The sequence below is a fragment of the Kitasatospora sp. NPDC101155 genome, assembly GCF_044768305.1.
GTDB lineage: Bacteria > Actinomycetota > Actinomycetes > Streptomycetales > Streptomycetaceae > Kitasatospora.
In genome coordinates, this window is sequence record NZ_JBIWPN010000039.1 from 1 (window position 1) to 16,258 (window position 16,258).

10 protein-coding genes are annotated in these 16,258 nt (G+C 70.7%); 1 reads left to right on the forward strand and 9 read right to left on the reverse strand.

Going from position 1 to position 16,258, the window contains the following annotated elements:
* Positions 1-317: 317 nt before the first annotated feature.
* From ACIRYZ_RS35695 to eccD, 9 genes are all read right to left on the reverse strand, one after another.
* Positions 318-2,003: a ribonuclease J gene (locus ACIRYZ_RS35695; RefSeq protein ID WP_402952380.1), complete on the reverse strand. Its 1,686-nt coding sequence runs from the start codon at positions 2,001-2,003 to the stop codon at positions 318-320.
* A gap of 169 nt (positions 2,004-2,172) precedes the next feature.
* Positions 2,173-3,072 carry a 4-hydroxy-tetrahydrodipicolinate synthase gene (dapA, locus tag ACIRYZ_RS35700; RefSeq protein WP_402952382.1) on the reverse strand — a complete coding sequence of 300 codons (900 nt, stop codon included), beginning with the start codon at positions 3,070-3,072 and terminating at the stop codon, positions 2,173-2,175.
* Positions 3,073-3,286: 214 nt separating this feature from the next.
* Positions 3,287-4,018 (reverse strand): FAD-dependent thymidylate synthase, encoded by a 732-nt coding sequence (gene thyX / locus ACIRYZ_RS35705; protein ID WP_402952384.1) that lies wholly within the window; start codon positions 4,016-4,018, stop codon positions 3,287-3,289.
* Positions 4,015-4,473 carry a hypothetical protein gene (locus tag ACIRYZ_RS35710; RefSeq protein WP_387621889.1) on the reverse strand — a complete coding sequence of 153 codons (459 nt, stop codon included), beginning with the start codon at positions 4,471-4,473 and terminating at the stop codon, positions 4,015-4,017. The genes thyX and ACIRYZ_RS35710 overlap by 4 nt, the downstream gene beginning before the upstream one ends.
* A gap of 25 nt (positions 4,474-4,498) precedes the next feature.
* On the reverse strand, positions 4,499-5,245 hold the full coding sequence (dapB, locus tag ACIRYZ_RS35715) for a 4-hydroxy-tetrahydrodipicolinate reductase (protein WP_393038815.1): 747 nt from the start codon (positions 5,243-5,245) through the stop codon (positions 4,499-4,501).
* A 55-nt stretch (positions 5,246-5,300) separates the two neighbouring features.
* On the reverse strand, positions 5,301-6,653 hold the full coding sequence (locus ACIRYZ_RS35720) for a M16 family metallopeptidase (protein WP_402952386.1): 1,353 nt from the start codon (positions 6,651-6,653) through the stop codon (positions 5,301-5,303).
* Positions 6,654-6,772: 119 nt separating this feature from the next.
* Positions 6,773-8,980, reverse strand: coding sequence for a polyribonucleotide nucleotidyltransferase (locus tag ACIRYZ_RS35725; protein ID WP_402952388.1), 2,208 nt, complete (start codon positions 8,978-8,980; stop codon positions 6,773-6,775).
* 471 nt (positions 8,981-9,451) lie between these two features.
* A complete protein-coding gene (gene rpsO, locus ACIRYZ_RS35730) occupies positions 9,452-9,742 on the reverse strand; it encodes a 30S ribosomal protein S15 (RefSeq protein ID WP_030062424.1) in 291 nt (96 codons plus the stop codon).
* A 237-nt stretch (positions 9,743-9,979) separates the two neighbouring features.
* Positions 9,980-11,437, reverse strand: a complete 1,458-nt coding sequence (gene eccD, locus ACIRYZ_RS35735; RefSeq protein ID WP_402952389.1) for a type VII secretion integral membrane protein EccD — start codon at positions 11,435-11,437, stop codon at positions 9,980-9,982.
* A gap of 424 nt (positions 11,438-11,861) precedes the next feature.
* Between eccD and eccCa the strand changes: the two genes are divergently transcribed.
* A complete protein-coding gene (gene eccCa, locus ACIRYZ_RS35740) occupies positions 11,862-15,803 on the forward strand; it encodes a type VII secretion protein EccCa (protein WP_402952391.1) in 3,942 nt (1,313 codons plus the stop codon).
* The last annotated feature ends 455 nt before the right edge of the window (positions 15,804-16,258 follow it).

The window sequence follows — 16,258 nt, forward strand, 5'->3', positions numbered from 1 at the left end:
TGGCACGCTGTTGAGTTCTCAAGGAACGGACGCTTCCTTCGGACCGCCTTCCAGCGGGCCCTCCGGGCGCTTCGTTCTTTCGTGTTTCCAGCTTACCAGATGTTTTCCGCTCCGCTTTCCGGAGTTTCATTCATCCGATTTGGCTTTTGCCTTTCGGCGCTCCCGAACTCTATCAGAGTTTCTCGGTCCGTTTTCCCGGTCGTTCTCGAATTCAGATTCGAGGACTTCCTTGGGGCTCGTCCCGTGGGGCAACCCGGAGAACATTACGCACCGGGTCGCCCCACGTCAAACCAGCCTCAGGCGGGGTCGGAGCAGGCTCAGACCTCGACGACGACCGGCAGGATCATCGGCCGGCGGCGGTAGTTGTCCGCGACCCACTTGCCGATGGTCCGACGGACCAGCTGCTGCACCTGGCGGGGCTCCAGCACGCCGTCGCTGGCCGAGCGGTCCAGGGCCTCCTGGAGCTTGGAGGCCACCGGCACGAAGGCACTGTCCTCGATGCCGGAGCCGCGGGCCTGGATGGTCGGACCGCCGACGATCTTGCCGTTGGTCGAGTCGACCGCGACGAAGACCGAGATGAAGCCCTCCTCGCCGAGGATCCTGCGGTCCTTGAGCGAGGCCTCGGTGATGTCGCCGACCGAGGCGCCGTCCACGTAGACGTAGCCGGCCTGCACCTTGCCGACGATCCGGGCGACGCCCTTCTCCAGGTCGACGCAGACGCCGTCCTCGGCGATGACCACGCGGTTGCGCGGCACACCGGTGGCGATGCCCAGCTCGGCGGCGGCCCGCAGGTGGCGCCACTCACCGTGGACCGGCATCAGGTTGCGCGGCTTGCAGATGTTGAAGAAGTAGAGCAGCTCGCCGGCCGAGGCGTGGCCGGAGACGTGCACCTTGGCGTTGCCCTTGTGCACGACCTTGGCGCCCCAGCGGGTCAGGCCGTTGATCACGCGGTACACGGCGTTCTCGTTGCCCGGGATGAGCGAGGACGCCAGGACGACGGTGTCGCCCTCGACGATGCGGATCTGGTGGTCGCGGTTGGCCATCCGGGAGAGCGCCGCCATCGGCTCGCCCTGCGAGCCGGTGCAGATGAGCACGACCTCCTTCTCCGGGAGGTCGTCCAGCTGCTTGACGTCCACGATCAGGTTGCCGGGAACCTTCAGGTAGCCGAGGTCGCGGGCGATGCCCATGTTGCGGACCATCGAGCGGCCGACGAAGGCGACCTTGCGACCGTACTCGTGGGCGGCGTCCAGCACCTGCTGGATGCGGTGCACGTGGCTGGCGAAGGAGGCGACGATGATGCGCCGATCGGCGTTCGCGAAAACGTTTCGCAGCGCCGCCGAGATGTCCCGCTCGTGCGGGATGAAGCCGGGGACCTCGGCGTTGGTGGAGTCCACCAGCAGCAGGTCCAGGCCCTCCTCCGCCAGCTTGGCGAAGGTCGGCAGGTCGGTGAGGCGGCCGTCCAGCGGCAGCTGGTCCATCTTGAAGTCGCCGGTGGCCACGACCATGCCGGCGGGGGTGCGGACGGCCACGGCGAGGGCGTCCGGGATGGAGTGGTTGACCGCGATGAACTCGCAGTCGAAGGGGCCGATGCGCTCGCGCTCGCCCTCCTTGACCTCCAGCACGTACGGCCGGATGCGGTGCTCGGCGAGCTTGGCCTCGATCAGCGCCAGGGTCAGCTTCGAACCGATCAGCGGGATGTCCGGGTTCTCCCGGAGGAGGAAGGGGACGGCGCCGATGTGGTCCTCGTGCCCGTGGGTGAGGACGATGCCGTCGACCTTGTCGAGGCGGTCCCGGATGTAGCTGAAGTCCGGGAGGATCAGGTCGACGCCGGGCTGCTCGTCCTCGGGGAAGAGGACGCCGCAGTCGACGATCAGGATGCGGTCCCCGTATTCGAAGACCGTCATGTTGCGGCCGATCTCGCCGAGGCCGCCGAGCGGAGTGATACGGAGGGCGCCCTCCTTCAGGGCCGGGGGTGCGCCGAGTTCGGGGTGCGGGTGGCTCAAAAGACTCTCCTCACGACGCACGCCATATGCCCGGGGTCCTCCCCTGAAGACATATGGCGTGCGTACTCAGTGTCGTTTTCCTACTGGGTCGGTGCTTTCGCGCCTTCGGTCCGGTCCAGCGGCGGTCCCGTGAGGGTCCGGCGAGCCGGGGCGCGCACGTCTGTGTCTGCTACAGGTCTACCCCGCCGGCGGCGAGATCCTGCTTCAATCGGTCGATCTCCTCGGGCGTCGCGCCGACCAGCGGCAGCCGCAGCGGGCCGGCCGGCAGGCCCTGGAGTCCCAGCGCGGCCTTGGTGAGGATCGCGCCCTGGGTGCGGAACATACCCGTGAACACGGGCAGCAGACCCTGGTGGATCGCGGTGGCCTTGGCCACATCACCCGCCAGGTAGGCCTCGATCATCGTCTTCAGCTCACCGGCCACCACGTGTCCGACGACGCTGACCACGCCGACGGCTCCGACCGACAGCAGCGGCAGGTTGAGGATGTCGTCGCCGGAGTACCAGGCGAGGTCGGAGCGGGCGATCGCCCAGGCCGCGGCGCCGAGGTCGCCCTTGGCGTCCTTGTTGGCGACGATCCGCGGGTGCTCGCCGAGCCGGACCAGCGTCTCGTGGCTCAGCGCGACCCCGCTGCGGCCCGGGATGTCGTACGCCATGACCGGCAGGCCCGTGGCGTCGGCGACCTGCATGAAGTGCCGGTACAGGCCCTCCTGCGGGGGCTTGTTGTAGTACGGCGTGACCACGAGCAGGCCGTGCGCCCCGGCGGCCTCGCCCTGGCGGGCCAGCTCGACGCTGTGGTGCGTGTCGTTGGTGCCGACGCCGGCCACCACGTGCGCCCGGTCCCCGACCGCCTCCACCACGGCGCGGACGAGCTGGGCCTTCTCGGCGTCGCTGGTGGTCGGGGACTCACCGGTGGTGCCGTTGACGACGAGGCCGTCGTTCCCGGAGTCGACGAGGTGCGTGGCGAGGCGCTGGGCGCCGTCGAGGTCGAGTCCGCCGTCGGCGGTGAACGGGGTGACCATCGCGGTCAGCACCCGGCCGAACGGCGTCTGGGGGGTGGAGGTCGGAGCCATGGGTCCAAAGCTACTCGTAGGCGGTGGGGCGGTACCCATGCCGGTCCAGGGTTCGGACAGGTGTAGCAGGTCAGAGGCAGGAAATGGGATCCCGGTACTGCCCGCTCGGGGGTTCGGGCAGCACCGGAATCCGTGGTCACGAATCTAGGGAGCGGCTAGAAAAGCCGCAATCCAGACATGCCACATACTCTGCCCATATGCCTGTCGTCCCAGGTCAGGGGGCGACTCGACCGTGCTTCTCGAAGGCCGCATGGGTGAGCGGCATGAGCTGGGCCCACTGCTGCTCCATCTGCTCGGCGACCATCTCGATCTCGCGCTGCGGGAACGACGGCACCGCCGAGTTCTCCCGCCTGGTGCGCAGCGAGAGGAAGTGCATCAGCGAGCGCGAGTTGCAGGTCGCGTACATCGAGGAGAACAGGCCGACCGGCAGCACCGCGCGGGCCACCTCCCGGGCCACGCCCGCCGCCAGCATCTCCTGGTAGCGCGCGTAGGACTCGCGGTACGCGGCCTCCATCGCCTCGCTCGTGGTCCTGTGCTGCTCCGGGGTGCCCTCGGTGAACTCGTACTTGCCGGGGCGGCCCTGCTGGACCAGCTTCCGGTCCTCGCCGGGGACGTAGAAGACCGGCTGCAGCTCGCGGTAGCGGCCGGACTCCTCGTTGTACGACCAGCCGCTGCGGTGGCGGTGGAACTCGCGGAACACGAAGATCGGCGCGCTGATGAAGAATGTCATCGAGTTGTGCTCGAAGGGCGTGCCGTGCCGGTCCCGCATCAGGAAGTTGATCAGGCCCTTGGACTTCTCCGGGTCCTGCTGGAGCGCCTCCAGGGACTGCTCGCCCGCGGTCGAGACCCGGGCCGCCCAGATGACGTCCGAGTCGGAGGCGGCGCTGCGGACCAGCTCCACCGTCACGTCGCTGCGGAAGCTGGGGGCCGTCGGTTCGTCGCTCACGCGTTACTCCTTGCGGGTTCGGTGCTGTGCAGCTTGATGGCGTGCTGCATGGTCTTACGGGCGCGCGGGGTGTCGCCGGCGTCGGCGTACGCCACGGCGAGGCGGAACCAGACCCGCCAGTCGCCGGGCGCGGCCTCCGCCTCGGCCTGGCGGCGGGCGAACACCGCGTCGGCCGAGGCCCGGTCGATCCGCCCGCCGGTGGTGCGCTTCAGCTCGTCCACCGGCAGGCCGCCCTCGGCCTCCAGCTCGTGGGCGAGCTGCTCGCTGGCCCGGCCGAAGCGGACAGTCTGGCGCAGGAACCAGACGCCGATCATCGGGATGACGAAAGCACAGATGCCGATGCCGATGCCGAGCGGCTTGCCGGTGGCGATCAGCTGGACGCCCTCCCCCACGCAGAGCAGGGCGACCAGCAGCAGCACGCCGGACAGGACGAAGAAACCGGTACGAGAGGTCATGCCACTCTCCCAGGAATGAGCACGGTCACAGGTCCAGGAAGTGTTCGAGGCCGAAGGTCAGCCCCGGCGTCCCGACGACCTTGCGCACGCCCAGCAGGATGCCCGGCATGAAGCTGCTGTGGTGCAGCGAGTCGTGCCGGATGGTGAGCGTCTCGCCGGTGTCGCCGAACATCACCTGCTGGTGGGCGAGCAGGCCGCGCAGCCGTACCGCGTGCACCGGCACCCCGTCCACGTCGGCGCCGCGGGCGCCGGGCAGGCTGTGGGTGGTCGGGTCCTGCTGCCGGGGGCGGCCGGCCTCGGCGCGGGCGGCCGCGATCAGCTGGGCGGTGCGGGTGGCGGTGCCGCTGGGGGCGTCGGCCTTGCGGTCGTGGTGCAGCTCGACCACCTCGACCGACTCGAAGTACCGGGCGGCGATCTGGGAGAACTTCATGCCGAGGATCGCACCGATGGAGAAGTTCGGCGCGATCAGCAGGCCGAGCTCCGGGGCCCGGTCGAGCCAGCCGCGGACGGTGGCGAGCCGCTCGTCCGTCCAGCCGGTGGTGCCGGTGACCACGTGGATGCCGTGGTGCAGGCAGTAGTCGAGGTTGCCCATCACCGAGTCCGGGTGGGTCAGCTCGACGACGACCTGGGCCCCGGCCCCGGTCAGCTCCTCCAGCTCGGAATCGCGGCCGAGGGTGGCCACCAGCTCCAGGTCCGGCGCGGCCTCGACGGCCTTGACCGCCTCGGAGCCGATCCGGCCCTTGGCGCCGATCACGGCGACACGCAGTGTCATAGCGAAAGTCCTCTCACCAGCAAACTCACACCGGGCAATCTCGGGCCGGGCAATCTCAGACCAGCAGATCGGCGAGCTTGGCGGCCCGCTTGTCGTTGACCGGGCCGATCAGCGCCAGCGACGGCCGGTACGCGCCCAGCACATCACGGGCCACCGCGTGGACGTCCTCCAGGGTCACGGCCCCGATCCGCTCCAGCATGTCGTCGACCGACAGGTGGTGCCCGTAGCTGAGCTCGGCCTTGCCGATCCGGTTCATCAGCGACCCGGTGTCCTCCATGCCGAGCACGGTGGAACCGGAGATCTGGCCGATCGCGCGGTGCAGCTCCTCCTCGGTGATGCCCTCGGCGACCACCTTGGCCAGCTCGGCGCGGCAGATCCGCAGCACCTCCTCGACCCGCTTGGGCTGGCAGCCGGCGTAGATGCCGAACAGGCCGCTGTCCGCGTACGAGGAGGAGTACGAGTAGACCGAGTACGCCAGCCCGCGCTTCTCCCGGACCTCCTGGAACAGCCGGGAACTCATCCCGCCGCCCAGGGCCGCGTTGAGCACGCCCATCGCCCAGCGGCGCTCGTCGTGCCGGGGCACCCCGGGCACGCCCAGCACCAGGTGGGCCTGCTCGGTGGAGCGGTTGAGCACCTCGACCCGGCCGGCCGTGCGCAGTGCCTTGACGCCGCGGCGGGCCTCGGCGGGGACCGCGGTGGAGCGGGCCAGCACCGGGGCGAAGGCCTGCTCGACCTGCTTGACCACCTTGCGGTGGTCCAGGTTGCCGGCCGCGGCGACGACCAGGTGCTCCGGGCGGTAGCGGCGGTGGTAGAAGCCGGCGACCTGGTCCCGGGTGAGAGCCTTGATGGTCTCCTGGGTGCCGAGGATCGGGCGGCCGAGCGGGCCGCTGCCGTAGATCACCTTGGCGAACAGGTCGTGGACCACGTCACCCGGGTCGTCCTCGGCCATCGCCATCTCTTCCAGGATGACGCCGCGCTCGGCCTCCACGTCCTCGGTGCGGATCAGCGAGCCGGTGAGCATGTCGCAGACCACGTCGATGGCCAGCGGCAGGTCGGTGTCCAGGACCCTGGCGTAGTAGCAGGTGTTCTCCTTCGCGGTGAAGGCGTTCATCTCGCCGCCGACCGCGTCCAGGGCGGCCGAGATGTCCAGCGCGCTGCGCCGCTCGGTGCCCTTGAAGAGCAGGTGCTCCAGGTAGTGGGTGGCGCCGTTGAGCTGCGGGGTCTCGTCCCGCGAGCCGACGCCGACCCAGATGCCGAAGGTCGCGGAGCGCACCGTCGGCAGGGTCTCGGTGACGACCCGCAGGCCGCCGGGCAGCACGGTGCGGCGCACCGTTCCGGCGCCGTCGACGCCCTTGAGCAGGGTCCGGGTGGTGCCGGGTCGCTGCTTTACCGCCGGGGCCTGGGCCACGGGGGGTACCTCCAGACAAAACGCACGTGGAAAGACACGTACGGACGAACGCGTGGACAACAGGGTGCGGCCCGCACGCCGGGAGGCGTACGGGCCGCAAGGGGTCAGCTAGCGGCGCTTCACTCGGAAGCGGCCTCGCCGCCCTCCTCGCCCTCGACGACCGGGATCAGGGAGAGCTTGCCGCGGGGGTCGATCTCGGCGATCTCGACCTGCACCTTGGCGCCGACGCCGAGGACGTCCTCGACGTTCTCCACGCGCTTGCCGCCGGCCAGCTTGCGGATCTGCGAGATGTGCAGCAGGCCGTCCTTGCCCGGCATGAGCGAGACGAACGCGCCGAAGGTCGTGGTCTTGACCACGGTGCCCAGGTAGCGCTCGCCGACCTCCGGCATGGTCGGGTTGGCGATCTGGTTGATCGTGGTGCGGGCGGCCTCGGCGGCCGGGCCGTCGGCGGCACCGATGTAGATGGTGCCGTCGTCCTCGATCGTGATCTCGGCGCCGGTGTCCTCCTGGATCTGGTTGATCATCTTGCCCTTGGGGCCGATGACCTCACCGATCTTGTCCACCGGGATCTTGATGGTGATGATGCGCGGCGCGTTCGGGGACATCTCGTCCGGGGAGTCGATGGCCTCGTTCATCACGTCGAGGATGTGCAGGCGGGCGTCGCGGGCCTGCTTCAGCGCGGCGGCCAGCACCGAGGCCGGGATGCCGTTGAGCTTGGTGTCCAGCTGCAGCGCGGTGATGAAGTTGCGGGTACCGGCGACCTTGAAGTCCATGTCGCCGTACGCGTCCTCGGCACCCAGGATGTCGGTCAGCGCGACGTAGTGGGTCTCACCGTCGATCTCCTGGGAGATCAGGCCCATGGCGATACCGGCGACGGCGGCCTTCAGCGGCACACCGGCGTTCAGCAGCGACATGGTCGAGGCGCAGACCGAGCCCATCGAGGTGGAGCCGTTGGAGCCGAGCGCCTCGGAGACCTGGCGGATGGCGTACGGGAACTCCTCGCGGGTGGGCAGCACCGGCAGGATGGCCCGCTCGGCCAGGGCGCCGTGGCCGATCTCGCGGCGCTTGGGCGAGCCCACGCGGCCGGTCTCGCCGACCGAGTACGGCGGGAAGTTGTAGTTGTGCATGTAGCGGCGACGCGTCTCCGGGGAGAGCGTGTCCAGCTGCTGCTCCATGCGCAGCATGTTCAGCGTGGTGACACCCAGGATCTGGGTCTCGCCGCGCTCGAACAGGGCCGAGCCGTGGACGCGCGGGATGGCCTCGACCTCGGCGGCCAGGGTGCGGATGTCGGTGACGCCGCGGCCGTCGATGCGGATCTTGTCCGTGATGACGCGCTCGCGGACGATCTTCTTGGTCAGCGCGTTGTAGGCGGCGCTGATCTCCTTCTCGCGACCCTCGAACTCGGGGAGCAGCTTCTCGGCCGCAACCGCCTTGACGCGGTCCAGCTCGTTGTTGCGCTCCTGCTTGCCCGGGATGGTGAGGGCCTGGGCCAGCTCGTCCTTGACGGCGGCGGTCAGCGCGGCGAGGACGTCGTCCTGGTAGTCCAGGAAGACGGGGAACTCGGCGGTCGGCTTGGCGGCCTGGGCCGCCAGCTGCGACTGCGCGGCGCACAGCACCTTGATGAACGGCTTGGCGGCCTCGAGACCGGCGGCCACGACCTCCTCGGTCGGCGCCTCGGCGCCGCCCTCGACCAGCTTGATGGTCTTGTCGGTGGCCTCGGCCTCGACCATCATGATCGCGACGTCGCCGTCCGGCAGGACGCGACCGGCGACGACCATGTCGAAGACGGCCGACTCCAGCTCGCTGTGGGTCGGGAAGGCGACCCACTGGCCCTTGATCAGCGCGACGCGCACGCCGCCGATCGGGCCGGAGAACGGCAGGCCCGCCAGCTGGGTGGAGGCGGAGGCGGCGTTGATGGCGACCACGTCGTACAGGTGGTCGGGGTTGAGCGCCATCACGGTGCAGACGACCTGGACCTCGTTGCGCAGGCCCTTGACGAAGGACGGGCGCAGCGGGCGGTCGATCAGGCGGCAGGTGAGGATCGCGTCCTCGGAGGGCCGGCCCTCGCGACGGAAGAACGAGCCGGGGATGCGGCCGGCGGCGTACATCCGCTCCTCGACGTCCACGGTCAGCGGGAAGAAGTCGAAGTGCTCCTTCGGCTGCTTGGACGCGCTGGTGGCCGACAGCACCATGGTGTCGTCGTCCAGGTAGGCCACGGCGGAGCCGGCGGCCTGACGGGCCAGACGGCCGGTCTCGAAGCGGATGGTACGGGTGCCGAAGGAACCGTTGTCGATCACGGCCTCGGCGTAGAACACGTTCTCTTCCACCTGGAAGATCTCCTCTTTCGTACGTCTCCGGGAGAGCGCCCCCGCGCACTGCCTTGCGGTTGGCCCTGGGGCCCTCCTGCCAGGGAGGGCGGCAGTCGGGCCGGTCTTCGATCGAAGCCTCCGGCGTGCCCCGCTCGGCTGCGGGGGTTCCGGGGGCCACTACCGAGGACCGGCGCCTCACGGCTGCCGGGCCGGGACGGGCGGTTCGCGTCTGGACGCTCTCTCGGATGCGGGCGGCTTCCGTTTGAAGCCTTCGTCCCGCGGGGGTTTCGGGTCTTTCTGCCAGGGTGGCGCGCTGGTGCGCCATCACCCGGCATGCCCACAACCCTACGGTGCAATCCTCGGCCACCTGGGGAGGTGCGCGCGAGTTGTTATGTCCGGGTGCCGCGGGCAGCGAGCTTGTCGCTGGCCGCCGCGGCATACGCGCGAGGGGCGGCTCCCCGGCGTGGGGAGCCGCCCCGAGCAGCGGTCTTAGCGGGCGCCACCGGCGGCACCGCGGCGGATGCCCAGGCGGTCGACGAGCGTACGGAAGCGCTCGATGTCCTTCTTGGCCAGGTACTGCAGCAGGCGACGGCGCTGGCCGACCAGGATCAGCAGGCCACGACGCGAGTGGTGGTCGTGCTTGTGGGTCTTGAGGTGCTCGGTCAGGTCCGAGATGCGACGGGACAGCATGGCCACCTGGACCTCGGGGGAGCCGGTGTCGCCCTCCTTGGTGCCGAACTCGGCCATGATCTGCTTCTTGACGTCAGAGGCGAGAGCCACTGCAACTCCTTCAAGGTCTTACCGAGCGGTCCTGGTCGACAGCACAGGACTCTGCGAGAACTCGGTGTCGGAGCGCGGCCGGCACCCCTCCGGATTTGTCGCTGGACGACCAACCGGGGGCGGACACACGGCTGCGCTCGGAGGCCAAGCGTACCAGTGCCGCCCACCCGGCTGGCCAGCGGGCCTCACGAGGGGTAGCGGAGCGGTTCCCGGGGAGGGCGGTGGCGGGCGGCGGGGTCAGCCGGTGGCGCCGCGGACCAGCCGGTAGATGTTCAGGACGGCGAGCGCCAGCGGCACCAGGGACATCAGGGTGAGGCTGTCGACCAGGTCCAGGATGCGCCCCCAGAACGGGGAGACGCCGAGCCTGGGCACCACCAGGGCGATCGCGGTGAGCAGCGCGGCCCCGAAGGCGATGGAGGCGGCCAGCCAGATGGTGCGCAGGTCGAGCTCGGTGGTGGAGCCGGCCGCGCGCAGGAAGAACTGCGGGGTGTGCAGGGACAGCCCGACGATCAGCAGGCACAGGCCCAGCAGGCCGGCGACGGTGAGGCTGAGGACCTGCGCGGTGTAGCGGAACAGCCGGGCGCGCAGCATGGTGGCGATGCCCAGGGCCAGCGCGAGCAGCTCGGGGAAGGTCCGGTCGGTGAAGGCGAGGACGGCGCAGGCACCGACCACCACCGCGGCGCAGCCGCCGACCAAGCCGACCAGCACCTCGTGGCCGCGGCGCGCCTGGTGGGCGATCTTCTCGTACTGGACGGCCTCGGCGCGCTCGGCTTCCTCGTCGTAGTCGCGGCTGCGGGTGCGGGTCTGGCCGGGGGCGCTGAAGCCGACCGGCAGCCGCGCGAAGCGGGCGGAGAGGCTGGGCAGGAAGCCGACCGCGGCCACGGCGGCGACACCGGTGACGGCGGCGATGTTCCCGGCCGGGGTGCCGGGCATCAGCACGGCGGTGAAGGTGGCGAGCGAGCCGGCGGTGGCGACGAAGGCGGCGGCGACGAACACCGCGTCCTTCTCGGGCAGCAGTCCGGCCAGCAGCACGGCGACCACCAGGACGGCGACGCAGCCGGTCAGGAACTGGAGCCGGCCGGGGCCGTCCCACTTGTGGGCGACGGCGAGGATGCCGCTGCCGCCGATCATGGCGTGCGGCAGGGCGCCGAGGCCGAGCGCGAGGGCGGAGTGGGCGTCCTGGTAGACCCGGGCGCGCACCCCGGCGAGCGCGGTGAGCACGACGGCGGTGACGCCGGCCAGGATGCCGGGCAGTCCGTGCATGTCGTGGCGCAGGTCGGAGAACCAGAGCGCGAAGCCGAGCAGGGTGAGCAGCACCCCGGCGCCGATCAGGCTGAAGCCGCGCATCAGGTCGACGGTCCAGAACCGGCGGTCGGCCTCGACGGCGCTGGCGATGGCGTCGGCGACGTCGTCGTAGACGGCCGGCGGGAGGGACTCGGCGAAGGGGCGCAGCGCGAGCAGGTCGCCGTCGCGGACCTGCTGGGCGGACAGCGACAGGCTGCTGTCGAGCACCGTGCCGTCGCGGCGGACCAGGTGGAAGCCGGTGGGGGCGCCGTCGGGCTGGCTCTGCTTGGCCAGCCGCAGCACCTCGGGGTAGACGTCCGCGAGCGGGACGTCCTCGGGCAGGGCGACGTCGATCTTGCTGTCGGGGGCGACGACGGTCACCCGGCAGTAGCCGGTGGCAGCCGCGCTCATGCGCCCACCTCGCTCCGCTCGCCAGGCGCTTCGCGCAACGGGCAGCTCTCGATGATGAGCTCGCTCCGCTCACTCATAGATGACTGCACCTCGATCCTTCGACGCACTGGCGCTCCCCCTTGTTGACGGTGCCGCGGCACGGCTGCGCGCGGTGTGGCGGTGGAACCGGCCCGGCCGGTCCGCGAGTTGGCGCGGCGTTACCCTACCCGTTCGGTTCGTGCCCGGCGCCGGTGCGGGGCGGCGGGCGGTGCGGGGGCGGCCGGGGCCGGAACGCGCCGCTATGTAGGATCGGCGCCTGCGCAAGGTAGTACGGGGGCTGCGCTGTGTGAGGCGTCCTCAGCCACAACCGTCCCGTACGGACCGTACGCAGTCGCGTGAGGGCTGATGCCGAAGTGATCGATCGACGCCGCGGGGTGGATGACACATGGGTGTGATCACGGTCAAGCGACCGGCCAGGGCGTACCCGCCGACCGTGCCGGACGAGCCGTTGGAGCTGGTGACTCCGCCCGAGCTGCCCCGGCAGGGCGGCGAGGACTGGCTGATGAGCATCCTGCCGATGCTCGGCATGGGCGGCTCGGCGGTGTTCTTCTTCTCGCCCGGCGCGGCCGCCCCGATGAAGATCATGGGCGGTCTGATGGTCGCCTCGACGGTCGGCATGGTGCTGGCCCAGATCGTGCGGGCCCGCAAGGGCGGTTCGACCGCGATGGCGGACGAGCGGCGCGACTACCTCAAGTACCTGCAGCAGACGCGCCGCCAGGTGCGCCGCACCGCGGAGAGCCAGCGCGGCGCGCTGCTGTTCCTGAACCCGGCGCCGGACCAGCTGTGGTCGATCGTCGAGGACGGCCGGCGGCTGTGGGAACGGCGGACCTCGGACGGGGACTTCGCGCAGATCCGGGTGGGCCTCGGGCCGGTGCAGCTGTCCACCCCGCTGGTGGCGCCGCAGACCGCGCCGATGGACGAGCTGGAGCCGCTGTCGGCGGCCGCGATGCACTCCTTCCTGAAGGCGCACGGCACCCTGCAGGACCTGCCGCTGGCGGTGTCGCTGCGGGCCTTCTACCACATCACGGTGTGCGGGGACCCGGACTCGGTGTACGGCAACGTGCGCGCGATGATCGCCCAGTTGACCACCCTGCACTCGCCGGACGACCTGCTGGTGGCGGTCGCGGCGGCGCCCGGCGCGGCCGAGGAGTGGGGCTGGACCAAGTGGCTCCCGCACAACCAGCACCGCAAGGAGGCCGACGGCGCGGGCTCGCGCCGACTGTTCGCCACCGACCTGGGCGAGCTGGAGTACCTGCTGCAGGACGAACTGGCCGGCCGCCAGCGCTTCGTCCGGGACGCCGCGCCCGCGGCGGACCAGCCGCACATCGTGGTGGTCATGGACGGCGCCGGGGTGCCGCACGACTCGGTTCTGGCCGGCGCCGAAGGCGTCCAGGGGGTGACCGTCATCGAGGTCGTCCCGGGCGAGGTGGACGAGCCCAGCGGGCACCTGATGGTGACGGTCAACTCCGAGGAGCTGGTGCTGCGTTCGGCCTCCGGCGCGACCTACACCGGCAAGCCGGACCTGCTCTCGGCGTGGCAGTCCGAGGCACTGGCGCGGCAGTTGGCGCCGTACCGGATCTCGGCCGGCGGCGACGACGAACCGCTGCTGTCCAACCTGGACTTCACCGACATGATGAACTCGGGCGACCCGGGCTCCTTCGACGTAAGCCGCAGCTGGCGCTCCCGCCCCCAGCACGAGCGGCTGCGGGTGCCGATCGGCGTCGGCGCCAACGGCGAGCACGTCTACCTGGACATCAAGGAGGCCGCGCTGGAGGGCATGGGCCCGCACGGCCTGTGCGTCGGCGCGACCGGTTCCGGCAAGTCGGAGCTGCTGCGCACCCTGGTGCTGGCGCTGGCGATGACCCACTCCTCGGAGACGCTCAACTTCGTGCTCGCCGACTTCAAGGGCGGTGCGACCTTCTCCGGCATGGCGGACATGCCGCACACCTCCGCGGTGATCACCAACCTGGAGGGCGAACTCACCCTGGTCGACCGCATGCGCGACGCGATCGAGGGCGAGCTGCAGCGCCGACAGGAGCTGCTGCACCGCTCCGGCAACTACGCCAACCTCCACGAGTACGAGCGGGCCCGGGCGGCCGGCGCGGCGCTGGACCCGCTGCCCTCGCTGGTGCTGATCATCGACGAGTTCTCCGAACTCCTCACCGCCAAGCCGGACTTCATCGAGATGTTCATCCAGATCGGCCGCATCGGCCGATCGCTGGGGGTGCACCTGCTGCTGGCCTCGCAGCGCCTGGAGGAGGGCAAGCTGCGCGGCCTGGACACCTACCTCTCGTACCGGATCGGTCTGCGCACCTTCTCGGCGGCCGAGTCGCGGGCGGCCATCGGGGTGCCGGACGCGTACCACCTGCCGCCGGTGCCGGGTGTCGGCTACCTGAAGTTCGGCGAGGACGTGATGGACCGGTTCAAGGCCGCGTACGTCTCGGGGCCGTACCGGGCGCCGGGGCAGCAGCGGTCGACCGGCGGACGCCGGGTGAACGCCCGCCCGGTGGAGTTCACCGCGGCCTACGTGGAGCTGCCGGACCCGGTGGAGGAGGAGGCTCCGCAGGCGCCGGAGCAGGACGACGCGCTGGTGGACACCGTGCTGGACGTGTTCGTCCAGCGGATGTCCGGCCAGGGCCCGGCCGCGCACCAGGTGTGGCTGCCGCCGCTGGACGAGGCGCCGAGCATCGACCACCTGCTGCCGCCGCTGCAGGTCGTCCCGGAGCGCGGGCTGACCGCGCCGGGCTACCCGGGCGGCCGGCTGCGGACGCCGATCGGCGTCGTGGACAAGCCCCGCGAGCAGAAGACCGACATCCTGGAGGTCGACTACGCGGGGGCGGCCGGCCACGGTCTGGTCGTGGGCGGCCCGCGCTCGGGCAAGTCGACCGTGGTGCGCACCGCGGTGGCCTCCTTCGGCGTCACCCACACCCCGCGCGAGGTGCAGTTCTACCTGCTGGACTTCGGCGCGGGCAGCTTCCAGTCGCTGACCGGACTGCCGCACGTCGGCGGGGTGGCCGGGCGGCTGGACGTGGACAAGGTGCGCCGGATGGTCTCCGAGGTGCACGGGGTGATGAACCGGCGCGAGGAGCTGTTCCGGAGCACCGGGATCGACACCATCGGGACGTACCGGGCCCGGCGGGCGGCCGGTCAGCTGCCGGACGAGGCCTTCGGCGACGTCTTCCTGGTGATCGACGGCTGGAACACCTTCAAGCAGGAGTTCGAGGCGCTGGAACCGGTGATCGGCGACATCGCCCAGCGCGGCCTCGGCTACGGCGTCCACCTGATCATCACCGCGACCCGCTACGCGGAGGTCCGCCCGGCGCTGAAGGACCTGCTGCAGAACCGCATCGAGCTGAAGCTCGGTGACGCGATGGAGTCCGAGGTGGACCGCCGGGTGGCGCAGAACGTCCCGCCGCTGGCCGGTCGCGGCGTCACCGCGGATCGGCTGCACTTCCTGTCCGGCCTGCCGCGCCTGGACGGCGCCTCCACGGTGGAGGACCTGCAGGACGGCGTGGCCGGCCTGATCAGCGCGGTCGACGGGGCCTGGACCGGCCCGCGCGCCCCGCAGGTGCGCATGCTGCCGGCCGTGCTGGACGGGAACTCGCTGCCGAAGGGCTCCGAGCACCCGGAGCGCGGCGTCTCCTTCGGCGTGGACGAGGCCGAGCTGGCGCCGGTGTTCGTCAACTTCGAGACCGACCCGCTGTTCATCGTCTTCGGCGACACCGAGTCGGGGAAGTCGGCGGTGCTGCGCATGCTGATCAAGCAGATCACCGAGCGCTACACGCCCGAGCAGGCGGGCATCGTGGTCGGCGACTACCGGCGCGCGCTGCTGGGCACCGTGCCGCCGGAGTACCTGGTGGAGTACGCGGCGGCGCAGCCGGCCATGTCGGCGATCGTCGACATGCTGCGCGGGGCCTGCGCCCGCCGCCTGCCCGGTCCGGACGTGACCGCCGAGCAGCTGCGCAACCGCAACTGGTACAGCGGCAAGGACATGTTCGTGATCGTCGACGACTACGAGCTGGTCGCGACCAGCTCGGGCAACCCGCTGGCGCCGCTGGCCGAGTTCCTGCCGTTCGCCCGGGACATCGGCCTGCGGGTGATCGTGGCCCGCAGCGCGGGCGGCGCCGGGCGCTCGCTGTACGAGCCGGTGATCCAGCGGATGCGCGAGCTGGGCGGGCAGGGCGTGATCCTCTCCGGCAACCGGGACGAGGGCGCGCTGCTGGGCACCGTCAAGCCGCAGGCGCTGCCGCCGGGCCGAGGCGTCTACGTGTCACGCCGCGCGACCAACGGACAGATGGTCCAGACGGGCTGGCTGCCGGTGGCGTGACCGGGCCGCCGGATACGGACGGTGATCGAAGGGGTCGGACTCCCAGGAGTCCGACCCCTTCGTCGTCCCAGGTGCTGAAACGTTACCTAGATCTTTCCGGGAGGGGGCTGCGGTTCCCGTACCCGGCCGGGGAGTTGCGCCGCCGTTTGGAGGCGCCTGGGCGTAGTGCCATCCAGCCGGATCGACACCTTCGAATGGCGGCCTGCAACACGAAGTTCACCTTCGATTCATCCCCGATGCGGTCGAGGTAACAAGTCGGACAAACCACACGATGACCGTACGTGATCATCGGATCGCATGGTTATGCCCTCTGCCGCAACGGATTCCGAAGCAGTTCCGCCGTTGACGCAATCAATACGCCCAAGGTTCCATTGCGGCCCGGGAGCGACCGGAACAGACCCGAGCAACCAGCCAGCGGAGGCGATACCGCTCCCATTCCAAGGACCGCTCAGAGC

Coding starts and splice junctions, on each gene's coding strand:
- eccD (WP_402952389.1), bottom strand. CDS start 11,437: ATGAGCGCGGCTGCCACCGGCTACTGCCGGGTGACCGTCGTCGCCCCC.
- dapB (WP_393038815.1), bottom strand. CDS start 5,245: ATGACACTGCGTGTCGCCGTGATCGGCGCCAAGGGCCGGATCGGCTCC.
- eccCa (WP_402952391.1), top strand. CDS start 11,862: ATGGGTGTGATCACGGTCAAGCGACCGGCCAGGGCGTACCCGCCGACC.
- dapA (WP_402952382.1), bottom strand. CDS start 3,072: ATGGCTCCGACCTCCACCCCCCAGACGCCGTTCGGCCGGGTGCTGACC.
- ACIRYZ_RS35710 (WP_387621889.1), bottom strand. CDS start 4,473: ATGACCTCTCGTACCGGTTTCTTCGTCCTGTCCGGCGTGCTGCTGCTG.